This is a genomic window from Cohnella ginsengisoli (assembly GCF_029525555.1).
GTDB classification, from domain to species: domain Bacteria; phylum Bacillota; class Bacilli; order Paenibacillales; family Paenibacillaceae; genus Cohnella; species Cohnella ginsengisoli.
The window spans coordinates 1,049,104-1,067,157 of the sequence record NZ_JAPDHZ010000003.1 but is presented as its reverse complement, the minus strand read 5'-3'; the positions used below and the strand labels follow the sequence as shown (position 1 = coordinate 1,067,157).

Genomic DNA, 18,054 nt, shown 5'->3' with positions numbered 1-18,054 from the left:
GTTTGTTGTTCATTCGTACCTTCGTTTATATAGACGACAGCCGATTCGGGAATTCATCGGTCTAAACATCGAACTTCTCAAATAAAGAATTCGTCTGATTATAGAATAGGAGGTCGCCATGATGCGGAGGAAACGTTGGAAATGGCCTGTATTCAGTATACTAGGCCTTGTCATTTTTTTACTACTAATCGCTGGTCTCTTTATTAATGATGTCGGATACACAAACGTAAAGCTCATCTGGCTGCTAAATACATCCGATCAATCTATTGTCCGTATGGAAGCTGAAGGAGAGTATCTGACTAAAGTTAAAAACGGAAATGGTCGTGAGTTGCTCATAGAACGAATGGAAAGCGAAGGTTGGACATTCGACCGCCAAGAGGGATCCGGTTATTTTTTTAAAAAAAGCCAATCAAGAAGCGATCGTTACGACCCAACAAAGTTGGAATCGACACTATATTGTGTACGACGTAAATGAGAATGTGGTCGATATTTCGGATGCTCGGAAATGAGCATTATCCCTTTGGCGCAACCTCTCTTACAGCCTCTATGAAACCCATCATGATCGGCGACAGCCACTTGTCTTTATGCCACAGCATCTGCGTATACACGCGCAAGTCCGGAATTTGCCACGGAAGAGCGACGAGCTCGCCTCGTTCGACTTCGGCTTCCGTCACGATCTCCGGCAGGAAGGCGATGTCGATGCCCGAGATCGCGCATTGTTTAATCGCTTCGGCGCTTTGAAACTCCAAGTAGGTGATGCTGTCGATGCCCTCTTTCTCGAAGGACCGGTCGAACATGGTGCGGTAGGGACAGCCTTTTTTCTGTTTCGAATACTACGAGATTGGTTTTACCTCCAGAACGAAATAAAAAGCCCTCTCGGGCTTTCAATGATAGTAGATTATTATGTTAGTAATTAAAGGACATGAGTTAACTCGTCTGGCATACCCTTTCGCCGTGGGTGCAACTAGTTGACGCGCACCATAGGTAGTTTATCAAGTCCGCCAAAACCGGTATCGTCCGCTGTGTTGCCGGAATACATGGTGCCGATGTCTTCGTGGCTACGGATTCCGCCTCCATTTCCAGGGCCTGATCCGGTTTCGGATGCGTTCCCGTCACCCATGCCTTCATTCGAGCTTCCGGGAGCTGCCGCTGTTCCTATTGAGCCTTGCGTATCATAACTAGGCTCGAACAGGTTGGTGCCGCCGCCTACATGGTTTGCGCTATTGGTACTGGAACTTGAGTTCGAGCTGCTGGAGCCATTGTACGAATCGCCGTCGTTCTTACCCCATCCAGGAAGGTGGACTCCGATCTGTTCGAGTTTCCCGCCTAGACCGTTATCGGTACCGCTGCCTTCTTCGGGATTAGGTGTCCCGCCGGTGATTGGGCGTCCTTCGTCGTCGAGTTCCCACCTGGCTATTACTTGCCCTGTTTCAGCGTCATATATGGTTACGTAATGTGCGGTATCATCGGAGTCGTCTCCTTTGCCATCTCCGTGATTATCATTAGAGGAATGCCCTTCTCCCTCGCCAGAAGTTCCTCCTTTTGACGGGCCCTCCGTTTGCGTGTCAGATGAACGTGGTGCGCCTACAGTGCCAGGTGTAACTTGAGAATTTCCCGTACCCTTGGGAAGGCTCCCCATATCAATGCCTATTGTTCCCCCCTGAACCTCCGATTGTTATCTTGCCTGCTAAAATATCCTTGATATCCTTGATTTGGCCACCAATAACAGCCTTCAAAATATCTTTATCCGCGCCTTCTACACCTACAGTAATGAGATAAACATCGACGAGGCCGCCTGTAAGGTCGTCTGCGAATGATTTGCCTGGATCTTTGCCTGTTGCACCATTTAGAATCGTATCCGCGGCCGTTTTTACGGACGTCTTGATTATGGATTTGGCAACAACATCGGCAAGCTTGGAGCTTTCACCCGGAAGCGCCTGCCCTATAATTTCCGTAATTGCAGCACTAGCCGTACCGCGGTCAACCGCGCTAATAATACTGACCTTCTTGCCGTTATCCGAGTCAGCGAGCACTTCGCCAAAGTTGACAGCGCCAGCCGCAGCAGTTGCACCGAGCACCGATGCCGCGCCTTTACCGATTTCCGGTGTAGCAACAACCGTAATAATCACTTTAGTAGCTGCAGAGACTGTATCCTTGATCGTATTGTAGCTGTCAGCAATGTCGGTATAAGTATCGCTAGGCACCCAACCTTTGCCGGGAACATATTCACCACCCAGTCCAGCTTCCCAATTGTCAGCATCCTGAAGAACGCTGCCGCCAGTGGTTGTAATCGTTGTTCCATCCGTATTGGTCTTATCTGCTGCCCAGTTCCAGAAAATTCCGAGAGGGGAAATTCTATTCCCTGTACTAGCTTGGTTGCTGCTGGCCCGTGCTGTATCCGCCGCAAAGCTGATGTTGGCAAAGCTGGTACTTAATATAACGCCAAGAATACTTCCGACAAACGCGACTTTCAGTCGTTTAAAATTCATTTTCATAATTCCCTCCAAGTTTTAATTGAAATTTATCCTCCTAGGCTTGGGCGCTGCACTGTTTTCTAACAACTGCCTCCTTTGTATAACTTCGAACATTTTACGTATGGTGCAAACCCGAATTTACATGGCCTGTGGTTGATGGGATTATCTTAATCCAAGTCTAAGCAATTCAATATACTCGAATTTTTGAGTAGTATCCGCAAAAATGGAGGACCGAGTTGAATGATAACAGCGGTAGATCTCAAAGACTTGTTGGCGCTTCATCATTGAACCGGCTGTAACGAATACAGAGCTGAAACGTATATCGTCTCAGCTCTGTTTTTCATTCCATTTATATGAAATAACGCGTCTGCGCTGCCGATGAATCTGGAAGGGAGGTGTGTCGCGTATGGCCGTGGTCTTGTTTATTTTAATCCTTGTATTTGGCGTGCCGGTGATCGGTAAAATGAATAAAAGAATCGCTCAATTAGAAGAGAGAGTAAGAGAGTTAGAAGGAAAAAATAACATCAATATCCCCCATTAAATAAATGCAGTGGATCCCCATATGGCGGATCCGCTGCTGCATGAGCGCCTATATCCATCTAGCTTAATAAGCACCCCGAATATGTTCGCTGACCTGTTCCCGGTAAAATTTCCGCAGCCGCTCGTGTTCTTCCGCAGTGAACGGCTTCGTGGCCAGCACGCCTAGATTGTCCTCAACTTGACGCACGTTCTTGAACCCCGGGATCACGCAGGTGATCTCCTTGAAGTCCAGCAGCCAGCGGAGCGATGCGCGCGTCATATTGTCGCGGCCTTCGGCGATCCAGCTGAGCTGCGACGCGAGCTCTACGCCTTTGGCAAAGGGTAGGCCGGCGAACGTCTCGCCCACGTTGAAGGCCTCGCCGTTCTGGTTGAAGTTGCGATGGTCTTCGGCTTCGAAGGATGCATCCGCCGTGAACTTGCCGGTCAGGAGACCGCTGGCGAGCGGCAGCCGGACGAGCAGGCCGACGCCGCGCTCGGCCGCGCGGGGGAGGAGCTCTGCGATCGGCTTTTGTCGAAAGATGTTGAAGATGATCTGCAGCGCCTGCACGCCCGACTTTTCCAGACAGAACAAGCCTTCGTCCACGGTCTCGACGCTGACGCCGTAAGCGCTGATCTTGCCTTCCTGCTGCAGCTTGTCCAGCACCTCGAACACGGCGCCCTGCTTCAGGGTCTCGAACGGCGCGCAGTGGATCTGATATAGATCGATCGTATCGCGTTCCAGGCGCTTCAGGCTGTCCTCGCACCACTGGCGAACCCGCTGCTCCGAATACGTCTGCTGATCGTGAATATCGCCCTGGCGACAGAACTTCGTGGCAACGTGAATCTTGTCTTCCTTGCCCTTGGTAGCGCGGGCGAGCAGCCGCTCGCTCTTGCCGTCGCCGTACACGTCTGCCGTATCGAAGAAGTTGACGCCCTCGTCCATCGCCTTGTCCAAGGCGCGGAGCGACTCTTCATCGTTCGTCTGCCCCCATGATCCCCCCGATCGCCCACGTACCGAAGCTGACCTCGCTAACCTGCAAGCCCGTTTTGCCTAGCGGACGTAAGTTCATGTGCTCATCCTCCGATGTCGATGCCATAAAGTGTAGTCGAAAAATATTGTAGCAGATGGGTGGTTGGATGCGCTATCAGACCTGTTAAGCGTTTGTTAATTGACGTTTAGTATATTCTTTATAGTTATAATGCCCCTACACATCGAGGAGGACGATCATGAATACTTTGGCTGCGCGCAGACACTTGATTATTTTATTATTAATGTGTCTGATTTTTCCACAGCTCTATTTGACATCCGCGCATGCGGGCAGCCCAGGACTCATCGTAGAGTCCGCGAGTGCGTCAAATGTCGACGGCAGCTTGGCAAGCGTCGTTTACGGCGAGAATATCAACGGCGACGGCGCTTACGTGGCGGTGGGCGCAAAAGGACGCGTCGTCCGGTCCGGAGACGGATTGAATTGGACGCGTATAATCTTGCCGGCGTCTCTCGATAAAGCCGACTGGAGCAGCGTCGCTTACGGCAGCGGGAAGTATGTGGCGGTAGGCACTGATCGTTCGTCTGGAACTGCTCTTGCCAAACTGATCGAATCTCCCGACGGTTTGTCCTGGACGGAGCACGCCGTTACCGGAAGTACGCTGCAAAAAGTTCGGTATGTTGCCGAGGATGCGGCGTTTTACGCGGCCGGCGCAGCCTGGAACGGGAATAACAGTCAGGATCAGGGCATTATTTTGCGCTCTGCTGATGGAGAGACATGGAGCCAATGGGGCAATATTCCCCGATTTGTGAAAAGCGGTTCAAGCAGTTCAAGTGCCTTCTATTTAGTAGACTTTGTTAAGTTTAAAGGGAATTATGTTGCATCAACGAATTTGTTTACCGGCTATGCCTACTCGACGAACGGGTCGAGTTGGACCACTTCATTTGCTACAGCAATCCTCGGCGACGGTTCCCTTGGATTTTCCATTTATAATAATCAGTTGTACGCGAACTATAAATGGCAAGAAGGTTATATCAGCACGAACGGCGTCAGCTTCGCGCGAGCCGCTTCATTCGACGGCACGATCGGAGTCGGCCAATCCGGATCTGCCTTATATCGTTACGGCAAATCGGGGAAGTTGGATATTTCCACGGACAACGGCGTGAATTGGACGCCGTCGGCCAAGGTATCGAACATCTCGATCTTGTCGTTTGCCTCTAATGGTACGAGTATCGTCGCGGTGACAGGGGCGTTGAACAGCTTGCTTGTGACTGCCGACGGCAGCCAATGGCAGAGAATCGAGATCGATTTGAAGGGCGTTGCAAGCGGAGGCGGCAAATGGGTGGCCGTTGGCGAAGCGGTGCCTTCAGATGGCAATGAAAGCGCCGACGGCGGCTTGTTTACTTCCGAAGCTGGCTTCAACCAGCTTGCCCCATCAACGGCTTTGCCTCCATATTATACCTTCTCCAAGATTGTATACGGCGAGGGGCGGTTCGTCGCCGGCGGCTCTAAGCTCGGCTCAAGCGCAGACGGCGTCAACTGGGCGACGTACGATCTGCCTGCGGGTGCTTCCGGCAAAGTCGTCGGGTTGGAGTACGGCAACGGCGTATTTGTGGCGGTGACTGACGGCGACGATGTGCTGACTTCTCCGGACGGAATTAATTGGTCTTTGGAGACGGAATTAGACGGCGCCTACGCAATGAACCTTGGCTATGCCAACGGCATGTTCTTCGTCTTTGGTTATGGGGGCGTCTGGATGACGGCTTCGAGCGGTGCCGGTTGGACCCCCATGAGTTCTTTGGACGATTACGTTGCGAACAGCGATAGCTTTAGAGATATTGCATTCGACGGTTCCCGCTATGTTCTTGCAGCAGTGGACGGGACCACGGGAGCGCCCAAGGCGCTTTCGTCGGCAGACGCGCCGACCGGGGGCCCGATGACGTGGATCGAGCATGAGATCGATCCTGCGTATTCCGATCTGAGCAGCATGGCCTACGGGGATGGCTACTTTGTCGTCGTCGGTACGGTTTACGATGCCGACAGCAACGTTCATCCCGGAGTCTATTATTCGACCGATGCCGAGAACTGGATATCCATCTCCGAACAAAAGCTTGGCATAGCGGGCAGCACGCTGAACGATGTCTATTTCAAGGACGGCAAGTTTTATGCGGTGGGCGGCGACAATGCCATGGTCGTGCTGGCGTCCGATCCGGTTCCGGTCGGCGACGCTCCTTCGCTCGCAAGCGTCCTGGGCCAAAACGATCTATCTCCCGGAGGCGGGACAGGCACAGCTGCGGATCCGATCACGTGGTCCATCAACGTGGCGAACAGCGTGACGAAGCTGGACATGGCCGACATCGTGCCTGTCGCGGGCAGCGGGACCGTCTATCTCTACGATGATCCGGATTATGCAGGTACAAACAGCGGAGGTTACAGTCTTTCATTCTTGAACCTGCCGGAAGGCGGTTCTTCGACTGCATACATTCAGATCGATAGCAGCGACCTCTTTAAATCCCTCTACTATGCCGTGACGATCCATCGGGCCGGAGCGGCTGCGGATGTGACCTCGCCCGTCTTATCGGGAATCGACGTATCAGGGATTACCCAGTCGGATGCCGCTTTAAAAGCGACAAGCGACGAAAATGCAACGCTGTATTACGTGTTGACGACAAGCGCGACGCCGCCTACGGCGGCACAAGTCGTTGCCGGCCAGAACCACTTGGGAGCGACGGCAATCAAGTCGGACAATGGCGCGGCTACAGCTGCGGCGGCCAAGTCGTTTAACGTAACGGGATTGACGGCAGGCACGCATTACTATGCCTACTTTGTGGCTAAAGACAGTGCGGGGAATGCAAGTCTTGTCGGCAGCAAGGATTTTACGACGACCGCGGCACCGCTTAGCGACAATGCCTATCTCAGCAATCTGATAGTAAATCCGGGCTCGTTGACGTTCGATCCGAATACGGAAACTTATACCGTAAACGTACCGTACGGGACGACTTCGATCGACGTGACGCCGACGGTAGCGGACAGCGGCGCGACCGTGACGGTCCACGGCGACTCCACGACAAGCGGCAGCGCGCGAACGATCACGCTGGACGCCGATGGGTCCACGTTGATCGATGTCATGGTTACCGCCGCTGACGGATCGACCAAGTCTTACAAGATCACGGTTAACGAAACGGCGCCGTTGAACAGCACGATCAGCCCAACGACGGCGACGTTCGATCTGAATTCTGCGAATACGTCGGCGGGGCACTATCAGGATGTCACGACGAGCATGACATTGAACGGCAATGAGCTGTCCAGCATTAAAAACGGGACGACTTCGCTCAGCCTCGGCACCGATTATACGGTCAGCGACTCGACGTTGACGATCAAGAAGACCTACTTGGCATCGCAGTCGGTCGGTACGACGACGTTGACGTTCCATTTCAGCGCGGGATCGACGCAGACGCTCGCGATTACGGTAAGCGACACGACGCCGATACCGGCATCGGGCTTGACGGTCGCAGCCGGCGACCCGAGCGGCGCGAGCAATGACGGCAAGACGAAGATTGAAGTAGGTGGGATGCTGCCGGAGGGTCACAAGCTGATGTACGTCAACTTCGGCAGCGGCACGGTAGTCGTTCCGAAGGTAGGCGACACATTAACGGGCTATGACGAGCTGCCAAGCAACGGCCTGATTCCGGCTACCGACGGCGACAAAGTCGGCGTGGCGGAAGTCGACGCTGATGGCAAGGTCGTGCGCTTCGGCGATGCGACAGCGGTCGTAACGTCCGAGCCGAAGCCTGACGCGCCGAATGTAACGGCGGATAACGATTCGAATACGATCGTCGGCGCTACCGCGGCGATGGAGTATGCGTTAAACGGCGGGTCGTGGACGGCATACGATCCCGGCAATCCGCCGGTATTTCCGGGCACGGCTGAGGTACTCGTGCGCGTGGCGGCGAATTCCGGTACGGACAAGCCGGCAGGGGAGACGACGACGCTGAACTTTACGCTGAATCCGCCAGCAGCGCCGTCTGTATCGGCAAATGACATAACCAACGTCATCACAGGCATCAATGACTCGATGGAGTACGCCATCGACGACGGCAGCTGGATCGCCTACAACCCGGCGAGCCCGCCGGTTCTGAGCGGCGAGCACACGGTCAAGGTTCGCGTGAAGGCAAGCGGCAGTGTGCCGGCAGGCGAAGAGAAGGTCATCGCCTTCACGACCAACCCGCCAGCGGCGCCGTCTGTGTCGGCTAATGACGTAGCCAACGTCATAACCGGCATCGACGTCTCGATGGAATACGCCATCGACGACGGAAACTGGGTGTCTTATGACTCGGCGAACCCACCGGTTCTGAGCGGCGAGCACACGGTTAAGGTTCGCGTAAAGGCGAGCGGCAGCGTACCGGCAGGCGAGGAGAAGGTCATCACCTTCACAACCAATCCGCCAGCCGCACCGTCTGTAATGGCTAATGACGTAACCAACGTCATCACAGGCATCTATGACTCGATGGAGTACGCCATCGACGACGGCAGCTGGATCGCCTACAACCCGGCGAGCCCGCCCGTTCTGAGCGGCGAGCATACGGTAAAGGTTCGCGTGAAGGCAAGCGGCAGTGTGCCGGCCGGCGAGGAGAAGGTCATTACCTTCACGCCGAACCCGCCAGCACAGCCGTCTGTGTCGGCCAATGACGTAACTAACGTCATTACCGGCATCGACGATACGATGGAATACGCGATCGACGACGGCAGCTGGATCGCCTACAATCCGGAGAGCCCGCCGGTTCTGAGCGGTGAGCATACGGTAAAGGTTCGCGTGAAGGCAAGCGGCAGTGTGCCGGCAGGCGAGGCAAAGACGATCTATTTCACCATCAACGGCACTTACAACGTCCTCGGCACGGTCGTGGATGACGCGCCGGAAGCCAACTACAGCGCCGGAGCGACCGTCAAGGTGATGAAGGGCAACGTTCAGATCGGATCGACCGCGACCACCGATGCTGTGGGACACTTCAAGGCAACCGGCGTACCGAACGGCACCTACAATCTGGTCGTCACCAAGGACGATCAGATCATTACGGTCGCCGTGACGGTGAAGGATCAGGATTACGACTTCAGCCCGCGGTTCATCGTACTGCCGAGGGGCAACAAGAACAGTGCGCTGGAGATCAAAGGCGACACGCCTAGTATCGTCGTGGACGGACTGAACGACCTGTTCGCGGATACGCAAAACGTGTACACGGCCGACGATAGGCAGCTTGTCGCGAACGGCGGGTCGGTGAAGATCACGCTGGGCGTAGAGAAGCTTGGCGCTTCCGCAGCAACGGGCGCTTCGCAGTTGCAAAATCTGGCCGGCGGTCAGTCGCTCGACCTGTACCTGGACATGACGTTGACCAAGACGCGCGTCGATACGTCCAATCAAACGACGCGCAGCACGCTGTCTACGGTCGGAAGCCTGCTGAAGATTATCGTGCCTTACGATCTGGCGGGCAAAGATAATGTCACGATCTACCGTTACCATGACGGCGCCGCTCAGAAACTGACGCTGCTGCCTTATTCCGCAGTCACGCCTTCTACGGAGGGCTATATGCTGGATGCGGAGGGCAATCAGATCGTCATCTGGGCGCAAAACTTCTCGACGTATGCCGTCGCTTACGGAACGGTCGGCACGCCTCCTGTCGTCGGTTCGACAAGCGCGAGCTACACCCTTACCGCGATAGCGGGTATTGGCGGCAGCATGAGTCCATCCGGGGCGATCGCGGTGACGCAGGGCGGCAGCCAGACCTTCGCGATCAAGCCGGATGAAGGATATGTCATCTCGGATGTGACGGTTGACGGCAAGAGCGTAGGCGCAGTAGACAGCTACACGTTCGTAAGTGTCACGGCGGCGCATACGATCAAAGCTGAGTTCTCGAAAATTAAAGCAGCCGGACTGCCATTCTACGAAGAAGGCGGCAGCAAGGTGTTCATCGGCTTCGCCACCGACGCTTCGGGTACGATGAAGTACATCGCGCCGAGCGGCAAGACGGTGCAGTTCGAAGCGAACCCCAAAGCGTTCAGAGATATTGCGACTCACTGGGGCAAGTCCTACATCGACTTCGTCACGGAGCGCGAGATCTTCGTCGGTACGAACGAGCGGACTTTCTCGCCGGACACGGGCATGACGCGCGCCATGCTGGCAACCGTCATCGGCCGTTTGTACGAGAGAAGCTATGGCCCGCTGAGCGCGACGGATAAGCACGTTTTCACGGATGTCGATTATGACGGCTGGTACGGCGCTTATCTGGACTGGGCGGCCGGCAATGGCATCATCCAGGGCGTGGGCGGCACGCGATTCGAGCCGGATCGCCAGGTGACGCGCCAGGAGTTGGCGGCGATGCTCTATCGGTTCGCGCAGTTCATCAAGGCGGACACGAGCGTGGCTGCCGACAAGACGCTTAGCTATTCCGACGCGTCCGCGATCGATGCCTGGGCACGCCAAGCGGCGCTGTACATGCAGCAATCCGGCATCATCACCGGTCGGAGCGACAACGCCTTCGCGCCGAAGGAAACGGCGACGCGCGCGGAAGTCGCGGCCATGCTGCAAAGATTTATTGAGACGGTCGTGTAAAAAAAGATAGGGTCACGCTTATCAGGCGAGGCCGCTGTATAAACGAAACGGGACCAAGACTGAGGCGATCCTCAGCTCGGTCCCGTTTTGCTGTAGTAACAGACACAAAGCTACATTAACCCGGCTGCCTTCTTGATCCGCGTTCGCTCGCCGACGATGACCGTCTTCATCGCTTCGGTGCCATAGGCGCCGGCCGTGAAGGCATTCGCCTTTTCGTAGAAAACCATTCGGAAGGAAGTGCCATCCAGCAGGTGCACCCGCAGAAAAATGCCGTATTCGGGCTTGTTGTCTTTGTAGATCGTATCGAAGCCAACCAGCTTCAGCTGCGGCAAATCCCTGGCGAAGACGGCCGACGCTTCCGGCGCGAAGTCGCCGATCGGGCTCCCGTCCATGCCGCTCTCGAGGCTGACCTTCGCGATTTTCCCATCGATGTCCCACAGGTCGCCGAGCGTCTTCGCATTCGGATTGGAATGGGCCTCATACACTTTGCCGCCCGCCATGACCCTGTACGACGGTTTATAGTCGTTCATCGCATAGATCGCCGTGCCGATCGGCAGAAAGGCGGCATCGCCGTTCTTAGCCTGGTGGTCCGTGCAGGCATGATCGTTTAACATATACGAAACCTCGCCTACCTTCTCTCCTTGCTTGGCTTGCGAGACTTCCTTCGTTCCTTCGGAATTGGCCGTGTACATGACATCGCTCAGCATGAGAAAGTCGACCCATTCAATCTCTCCAAGGCACTCTCCCCCTAAGCGCTCCGGGCAAACCATCCTTCAATCCGCAGCCGGACGCGGACAGCATCGCTGCCAGCATGAGAAGCGTCACGCCAAGCCGTGTTAAGATCTGCACGGTCGTTCACCCGTTCAACCGTTTGTTATTGGCAAGGGCGATGGACATTAAGGTCGTGTAGATCGGCTTCGCGTTAAATTTTTTGCCGAATTCAAACTTGTACGATGCGACTGAAATATTGTTGCTCTTGTGATAAGGGGAAGAAATATAGTGGATCGTCACTTCGCAATCGTCGAATCCGGTGCCCGACGTCTCCATCGTCACCTCGTAGATCGCGTCCAGGTGAATCGACACGACTCTTGTTTTGCTGCCGGTCACGCCTTGATGATCGATCAGAATCAGCCGTTCGTCCGTGAACACAAAGGCGTCCCGAATCAGCTTGAAGCCGGTCTGAATCGTCTCGTTCGGCGTCAGGTAAGCGCCGTATTTCTCCTGCAGCTCCTGGACCGACACTTCCGAGTAGTTGTTGAATAATCCGCTGAAAAGACCCATGAACGATAACCTCCTTAGGGTTGAGATGGATACACCATTCGGCACAGTCCCGCTAAAACCCTCCTCAAATGGTAAATCATTCATCTATAATGTGGATGGCGAGTTTTTTTGGCGTTTCGCAAGCTGAACTTGGACGGGGGGAATCGCGTGTACAAGGGGACTGGAAACCGAACTTATAAAATCGTTATTCTAATTTTGCTTCTATCGATGATGCTCATGGATGCCGCTTTACTGATCTTATTTTTGAACGACTATGTTTTATTCTTTTTTAATGAAAGCCATGTGTTGTCGCTGATACTCGTACATTTTGTCATCCTGCTTTTGTTTTCCCTCTCCCATAGCTGGGCAAAGGCGATCCTGCTCATCTCCATGCCAATTGGCATATGTGTCGGGCTTGGGTTGTATCTGTATGCGCATTATGCGCTTCCGCAATGGAGCTATCAACATTTGGATTCTCCTCAGCATGAGCATTCGTTGGTATTCCGTTATCGGACTGCAACGTTAGGGGAGAGCCGCTATTTTTTCGAAATCTATCAGAAGTCCGCCAATCAACTGCTTCTGCGTCATTCTCGATCTAACGATTTCAACTTTGAGCTGCCTTATGGCAAGAAGTACGCCGGCATCCAAAATGTACGCTGGTTAAACGAATCCACGATTGTGTTTGACGTGCAAGGCGTCTCGAAAACCTTATCCTTAAATTAAACGAGCTTGCGCCATTCCTACCCATCTCCAGTAAATGAATATATACTATTATCAATTGGGATAAATCAGTTAAAGGTGTGACAGAGATGGCCTATATGGTCCCGGAGGTTATTCGGACAAGTGCGGCAGCGGGGGAACGTCTACTTTTTCGCACCTTGAAGGAATGCCTGCCGAGCGATTATATGGTGTATTATGAGCCGGAGATTGATGGGAAAAGGCTCGACTTCGTCGTCATCGGCCCGGATCTGGGTTTGGTCGTATTGGAAGTGAGGGACTATACCCCGTCGATGCTCTTCCAAATGGATGATCGCGGATGGCAGCTGCACACCGCTGCGGGTCGCGTGGAGACGGTGCGGAATCCGTACAACGAGGTGCGAGATCACGCGAGGCATGTGGCGAATCAGCTGAGGCAGGATCCCGATCTGATCCAGACGGAAGGGAAGGATCGAGGTCAGCTGAAGTTTGCGTGCGGGTGCGGGACCGTATTTACGAGATTGAAGCGGGATGACTTCATTCGATATGACTTGTACGAGGTCATCGCGCCGGCGTTCGTGCTGTGTCGCGACGAGATCGACCCGGAGGATGCGGGATTCTCGGCAGATGGCCTGATCGATAAAATCCATGGGTTGTTCACGGCGTGGAGCCGCCGCCGCTACCATCTGACGGCGGAGGATATGCGGGCGATTCGGCAGCATCTGTTCGCCGAGGCGCGGATCAGCGCGGAGTTCAGGCAGCCGGCCGAGGACCAGGATCAGCTGCTTCTGTCGCTTCGGCATATCCAGACGACGGATCTGCATCAGGAAAATAGAGCTCGGGCGGAAGACAGGGGCGGGAAACCGGTCGTACTCGCCGGCCGCGCCAGAAGGCTCGCCAAACAGTATCCGGACTGGAAGATTCTCGTGCTCTGCCGCGAGATCGCGCGAGCGCGGACGCTTCGGCAGACGATCGATCGGCTGATGAACGAACCGGAGGATCTGCTGGATCTCATCCGCCTCGAAGAGCAGAAGGCCGGCGCCGCCGTGGAGTCGAACATCGCGGTGTTCCCTTTTCACGAATGGCTAAGGACAGTCCTGAACGGGCGGGAGGCGGACATCCCGGTGCTGATCGAGAAGCTGGACCAGAACGAGGCGATTCTGCCCACTTACGATGCGATCTTCGTCGACGAAGGGAAGAGCTTCGATCCGGAGTGGCTGCAGCTGCTCGGGCTCGTGTTGAATCCGGAGACGCAGCGTCTGCCGCAGGCGGGGAATCGGGCGCAGGGCATGGGACGTCGCGACAGATCGCGTATTCTATCGATGAACTACCGAAATACGGCGCAGATCGTGCAGTTCGCGTGGGACTTTTACCAGCGGCACTCCGCCTTACAGCATAAGGTTCAGAACGGATCCGTCGACGGCGTAGACCTCATCCCCCCCGTACAGCACGCACCGCAAGGGACCGGAGCCGGTCATCGCGCGATGCGATCGGTTTAGCGACGAGCTGAAGAAGGTCGTGGCGCGTATCGCTTATCTGCATGACGAGCAGAAAATCTCTTATGCCGACATGGCGATTCTGTACCGCGTGAAGGACAATTATCACGCCTCTTATGTGGACGCGATTCGTAGGGCGCTGTCTGAAGCGGGCATGCCCTATGACTGGATCTCGGAAAACGAGGATGCAGCAGGGTGGTCCGATCGCGCCAACGAATCGATTAAGCTCTCGACCATCGCCGGCGCGAAGGCGCTTGATTTTCGAGCGGTGTTCGTCGTCAATGTCGACAGCATGCCGTACCCGCTCGAGCAGGCTGAGGAGAAGGAAGTGTCGTTGTTCTACATCGCGATGACGCGGGCGCTCGACTGGCTGTTCGTTTCCTACAGCGGCGAGTCGAAGTTTACGGCGTATCTGGATGAGGTGCTGGAGCAGCGGGGCAAGAAGGGGAAGACGGCGAAGAAGATGGGGTAATGATGAACAGGCCCTCCGGTCGCGGAGGGCCTGTTCGGTGTCTATAACGCCATACATGCGACGCTAAACATGCGGATTGTGCCGCGCCCCTCATACTATCTGCCTCGGTATCCGCACCCGCATGCACGCCCCCGGGATCGTAAGCGCTTCAATCGTTAGCCCGAAGTCGGCGCCGAAGATGAGCTTGATGCGCTCGTCGACGTGCTTGAGACCATAGCCCGCGGTCGGCGTGGAGAGTAGCTCCGATAATCGCTGCGGCTCGATGCCCGGCCCGTTGTCCCGCACGCTGAATTCGATCGTGTCGTCGTGCAGGCGCACCGAGATCTCGATCAGGCCCTTGCCGCCGTCCGTCTTGCGGTTGATGCCGTGCTTGACGGCGTTCTCGACCAACGGCTGCAGGATGAGGTTGATCATGCCGTAGGCGTAGATCTCCTCGTCGATGTCGTAGAGCACGTCGAAGCTGTGCCCGCTCGTCGTCAGGACAATGTCCAGATACGACTGGACGTTGATGATCTCGTCGCGGACGGAGATGATGTTGTCCCCGCGATTGAGCGCGGTGCGATAGAAGCGGGACAGGTTCGTCACCATCTGGCTGATCTCTTGATCGTCGCTCCTCAGCGCCTTCCAGTTGATGAAGGACAGGGTGTTGTACAGGAAGTGGGGCGTGATCTGCGACTTGAGCGCCTTGAGCTCGGCTTCCTTCTGGATGATCTTGTTCTTATAGCCCTCGTTGATCAGCTCGTTGATCCGCTGCATCATGTGTCCGAAGCGGTCGGTCAGCTCGCCGATCTCGTCCCGCGAAGTGTTCTGGATGCGCAGCTCGAGCTCGCCGTCCTCGGCCCGCTTCATCCAGTTGTTCAGCCGGTACAGGCGCCGGATCATGGAGTTGGCGAAGAGGGAGATGATGACGATCAGGATGAGCAGGCAGATGCCGGCGATGATCAGCGTCGCGCTCACGATGCTGCCCGAATCCTCGACGATGTCCCGGTAGGGCACGAGGCAGTACAGGGTCCAATCGGTGCGCGGGATCGCCTGCTTGAGCATCAGCATCTTCGTCCCGTCGATACGCGTTTCGCCCATCCGGCTGTTCTGTATTTTCTCCATCAGCGCTACGGTCTGCGTATCCATCACATGATTGGAGTAGATGGACGACCCCTGGCCATCCATCAGGAACACCCAGTGCTGGCGCAGCGTGTCGGGCAGGTCGGCGAACAGCGTGCGGTTGTTGACCCGGATGTACAGCACGTTGTCCTCGCTCGCCGTCACGGCGGACCGGTCGGAGGCATACAGCTTGGGAAAAGGGCCGGCGAGGAACAGCGAATTGTTCTCGTGATACCACTTCACGCCCTTCACCTTCTCCACGTCCGCGTACCAGGGCAGCGCCTTGATCCGGTCGATCTTGTTGATATACTCGCCGTATTCGGGCAGCTGGCTGTTCGTGTAGATCGACAGCTGGGTCGTATCCTTGTTCAGATTCATCAGCATGTTGAGGTAAGGATTGAGGAACTGGTTGAAGTCCAGATACAGATTGTACAGATCCATATATCGATTGGACAGGATGCGCTGCACGACGTTGTTGTACAGGATGAGGCTGGACATCGTCTCGTAGTGATCCATGTTGGATTGCACGCTCTCCGAGATGACGTCCACGTTCCGCTGGAAGCTCTCGAGCGCCTGCTCGCGCAGGAAGGTCTTGGACTGATAATAGGAGTACATGCCCAGGATCAGGATCGGGATGATGCTGATGACCAGATACGTCAGGATGAGCTTCTGCCGGAACCGCAGCCTGTCGAGGAAGCGCCGGACCAGCCGGATCATGGCAGGTTCCCTTCCCGAATCTGCGTCGGGGTCTTGCCGTAGTAGTTCTTGAACAGCGTGCAGAAATAAGGAAAGTTCGAGTAGCCCACGTCATGGCTGATGTCGATGATCTTGCGGTTGGTCTCCTGCAGCAGCGCCTTGGCCTTGGCCAGCCGGTGCATGGTCAGATACTTGATCAGGCTGAGCCCGGTCTGCTTGGCGAACAGATGGCTGAGATAGCTCGGCGTCAGATACACGCGCTCGGCGATGAGCTCGACGGACAGCTCGGATCGATACTCCCGCTCGATGATCTGGATGACATCGGCCACGACCTTGTGCACGGACTCCGAGTGCGGAGGCGGGGCGGCAGGCGCCGGCTGCGCGCCGCACGCGTCGAAGATGCCGGCCATGACGCCGCGCAGATCCTTCAGCACCGCGGTCTTGTAGATCGTCTCCAGGCTGTCCTTGAAAAAGCCGAGATCCTTGGTCTTGGTGGACTTCAGGATCGAGCGCACGATCTCCGAGCAGATGTACTTCACGTAGATCACGGAGAACCGGTCGCTGTTCCTCAGATGATCGAACAGCGACTCGAAGCGCGTGCGGACCAGCCCGAATTCCTGCCGCTCGATCAGCGCATTCATCTCTTCCAGCATCTGCTCGATATTGTGCGTATCGACAGGCTGCTCCGCCAAGGTCGCGGTCAGCCGGACGCCGCCCTCCTCGTAGAAGAACTTGCTCTCCAGGATCGCCTCGATCTTGCGGTATTCGCCGCGCATGCCCTCCGCGTCGTTGAACGTCTCGCTGACGATGACGCTCGTCTCCTGCTGCGCCCGCGCTATGAACCACGCCATGATCCCGCGGCCCAGCTCGCCGAACCGCTCCGCCGGTTCATCCGCCTGCAGCTCGAGCAGGATCAGACTCTGGTATTCGTTCATGTCGATGATGGAGCTGGGGTAGGGCAGCCACTCGGTCAGGCTCTGCTCGAATTCGGGATCCGCCGAGTCGAAGAACCGCTGTCTCGTATCCAGCATCATCATGCGGTAACTCCGTTCCCCGGACAGATTCCCGTTCGGCAGCACCTGATGCCAGGGCAGCAGGGCATGCCGCGGATCGCCGTCCGTCAGGGCGCCCGCATCGCCGCCGCTGCTGAGCAGATCCGCCAGAATCCGATGCTTTTCCCACTGGATGCTCTTCTGACTCTCCTGACGGAGCGACTGCTGCGCCCGCTCCTCCTCCTGGAGCATCTGCATCGCCTTCATCAGCACGTCGAGGAAGTTGGTCACGTCCACGGGCTTCAGGATGTATTGAATCGCCTGCAGATGAATCGCCTTCTGCGCGTACTCGAACTCGCCGTAAGCGCTTAAAAAAATGATCTTCACGGACGGCTGCAAACCGCGGACCTGCTCGGCCAGCTGCAGTCCGTCCATCTCCCGCATGCGGATATCCGTCAGCAGGATGTCGATCGGATGCTCCGCTATATATTGAAGCGCCTCTTCGCCGCTCGCCGCCTCCGCGATCTGGAGCGCAAGGCCGTATTTGTCGATGAGGAACTTCACGCCGTCCCGCTCGAAGCGCTCGTCATCCACGATCAGTATGCTGTACACGGCCGATGCCTCCCCCTGATTCTCCTCGCCGATGCCTTCCTATTTGATTATCGGGCTGCGCCGAAAGTCTCGTCAACATCGTCCGGAGAACATCGCAGTAAAGTGAAACGAATCGAAGATATGAGAAGAATACAGCGCTTCCAAAC

The 18,054-nt window shown here is 55.7% G+C and carries 11 protein-coding genes and 2 pseudogenes; 6 read left to right on the top strand and 7 right to left on the bottom strand.

Features of this window, described 5'->3' with window-relative positions; translation table 11 throughout:
- Positions 1-118 precede the first annotated feature (118 nt).
- The gene (locus OMP38_RS16170) at positions 119-475 is read left to right on the top strand and encodes a hypothetical protein (RefSeq protein ID WP_277566048.1); all 357 of its coding nucleotides are present in this window, start codon (positions 119-121) and stop codon (positions 473-475) included.
- A 37-nt stretch (positions 476-512) separates the two neighbouring features.
- On the opposite strand, the pseudogene OMP38_RS16165 reads toward OMP38_RS16170, so the two are convergent.
- Both OMP38_RS16165 and OMP38_RS16160 read right to left on the bottom strand, forming a co-directional pair.
- A pseudogene (locus tag OMP38_RS16165) lies at positions 513-821 on the bottom strand (substrate-binding domain-containing protein); the annotation flags it as partial.
- An 819-nt stretch (positions 822-1,640) separates the two neighbouring features.
- Positions 1,641-2,495: a hypothetical protein gene (locus OMP38_RS16160; protein ID WP_277566047.1), complete on the bottom strand. Its 855-nt coding sequence runs from the start codon at positions 2,493-2,495 to the stop codon at positions 1,641-1,643.
- A gap of 385 nt (positions 2,496-2,880) precedes the next feature.
- On the opposite strand from OMP38_RS16160, the gene OMP38_RS16155 reads away from it, so the two are divergent.
- Complete coding sequence (locus tag OMP38_RS16155; protein ID WP_277566046.1) at positions 2,881-3,015, top strand: hypothetical protein; 135 nt, start codon at positions 2,881-2,883, stop codon at positions 3,013-3,015.
- 63 nt (positions 3,016-3,078) lie between these two features.
- On the opposite strand, the pseudogene OMP38_RS16150 reads toward OMP38_RS16155, so the two are convergent.
- Positions 3,079-4,063: pseudogene (locus OMP38_RS16150) on the bottom strand (aldo/keto reductase).
- A gap of 157 nt (positions 4,064-4,220) precedes the next feature.
- Here OMP38_RS16150 and OMP38_RS16145 point away from each other — a divergent pair.
- On the top strand, positions 4,221-10,583 hold the full coding sequence (locus tag OMP38_RS16145) for a DUF4073 domain-containing protein (protein ID WP_277566045.1): 6,363 nt from the start codon (positions 4,221-4,223) through the stop codon (positions 10,581-10,583).
- Between the two features lie 110 nt (positions 10,584-10,693).
- On the opposite strand, the gene OMP38_RS16140 is transcribed toward OMP38_RS16145, so the two are convergent.
- Complete coding sequence (locus tag OMP38_RS16140; RefSeq protein WP_277566044.1) at positions 10,694-11,290, bottom strand: hypothetical protein; 597 nt, start codon at positions 11,288-11,290, stop codon at positions 10,694-10,696.
- Positions 11,291-11,438: 148 nt separating this feature from the next.
- Complete coding sequence (locus OMP38_RS16135) at positions 11,439-11,864, bottom strand: PH domain-containing protein (RefSeq protein WP_277566043.1); 426 nt, start codon at positions 11,862-11,864, stop codon at positions 11,439-11,441.
- 108 nt (positions 11,865-11,972) lie between these two features.
- Here OMP38_RS16135 and OMP38_RS16130 point away from each other — a divergent pair, with 108 nt between their 5' ends.
- The 3 genes from OMP38_RS16130 to OMP38_RS34735 all read left to right on the top strand — a co-directional run bounded on the left by OMP38_RS16130 (position 11,973) and on the right by OMP38_RS34735 (position 14,507).
- Positions 11,973-12,566 (top strand): hypothetical protein, encoded by a 594-nt coding sequence (locus tag OMP38_RS16130; RefSeq protein ID WP_277566042.1) that lies wholly within the window; start codon positions 11,973-11,975, stop codon positions 12,564-12,566.
- An 86-nt stretch (positions 12,567-12,652) separates the two neighbouring features.
- A complete protein-coding gene (locus OMP38_RS16125; protein ID WP_338130526.1) occupies positions 12,653-14,038 on the top strand; it encodes a nuclease-related domain-containing DEAD/DEAH box helicase in 1,386 nt (461 codons plus the stop codon).
- Positions 14,039-14,057: 19 nt separating this feature from the next.
- Entirely contained in the window at positions 14,058-14,507 is a 450-nt protein-coding gene (locus OMP38_RS34735) for a 3'-5' exonuclease (RefSeq protein ID WP_338130525.1), read from the top strand.
- A gap of 90 nt (positions 14,508-14,597) precedes the next feature.
- Here OMP38_RS34735 and OMP38_RS16120 read toward each other — a convergent pair whose 3' ends face one another.
- Entirely contained in the window at positions 14,598-16,325 is a 1,728-nt protein-coding gene (locus tag OMP38_RS16120; protein WP_277566041.1) for a sensor histidine kinase, read from the bottom strand.
- Entirely contained in the window at positions 16,322-17,908 is a 1,587-nt protein-coding gene (locus OMP38_RS16115; protein WP_277566040.1) for a response regulator transcription factor, read from the bottom strand. Before OMP38_RS16115 ends, OMP38_RS16120 begins: the two co-directional genes overlap by 4 nt.
- Positions 17,909-18,054: the final 146 nt, after the last annotated feature.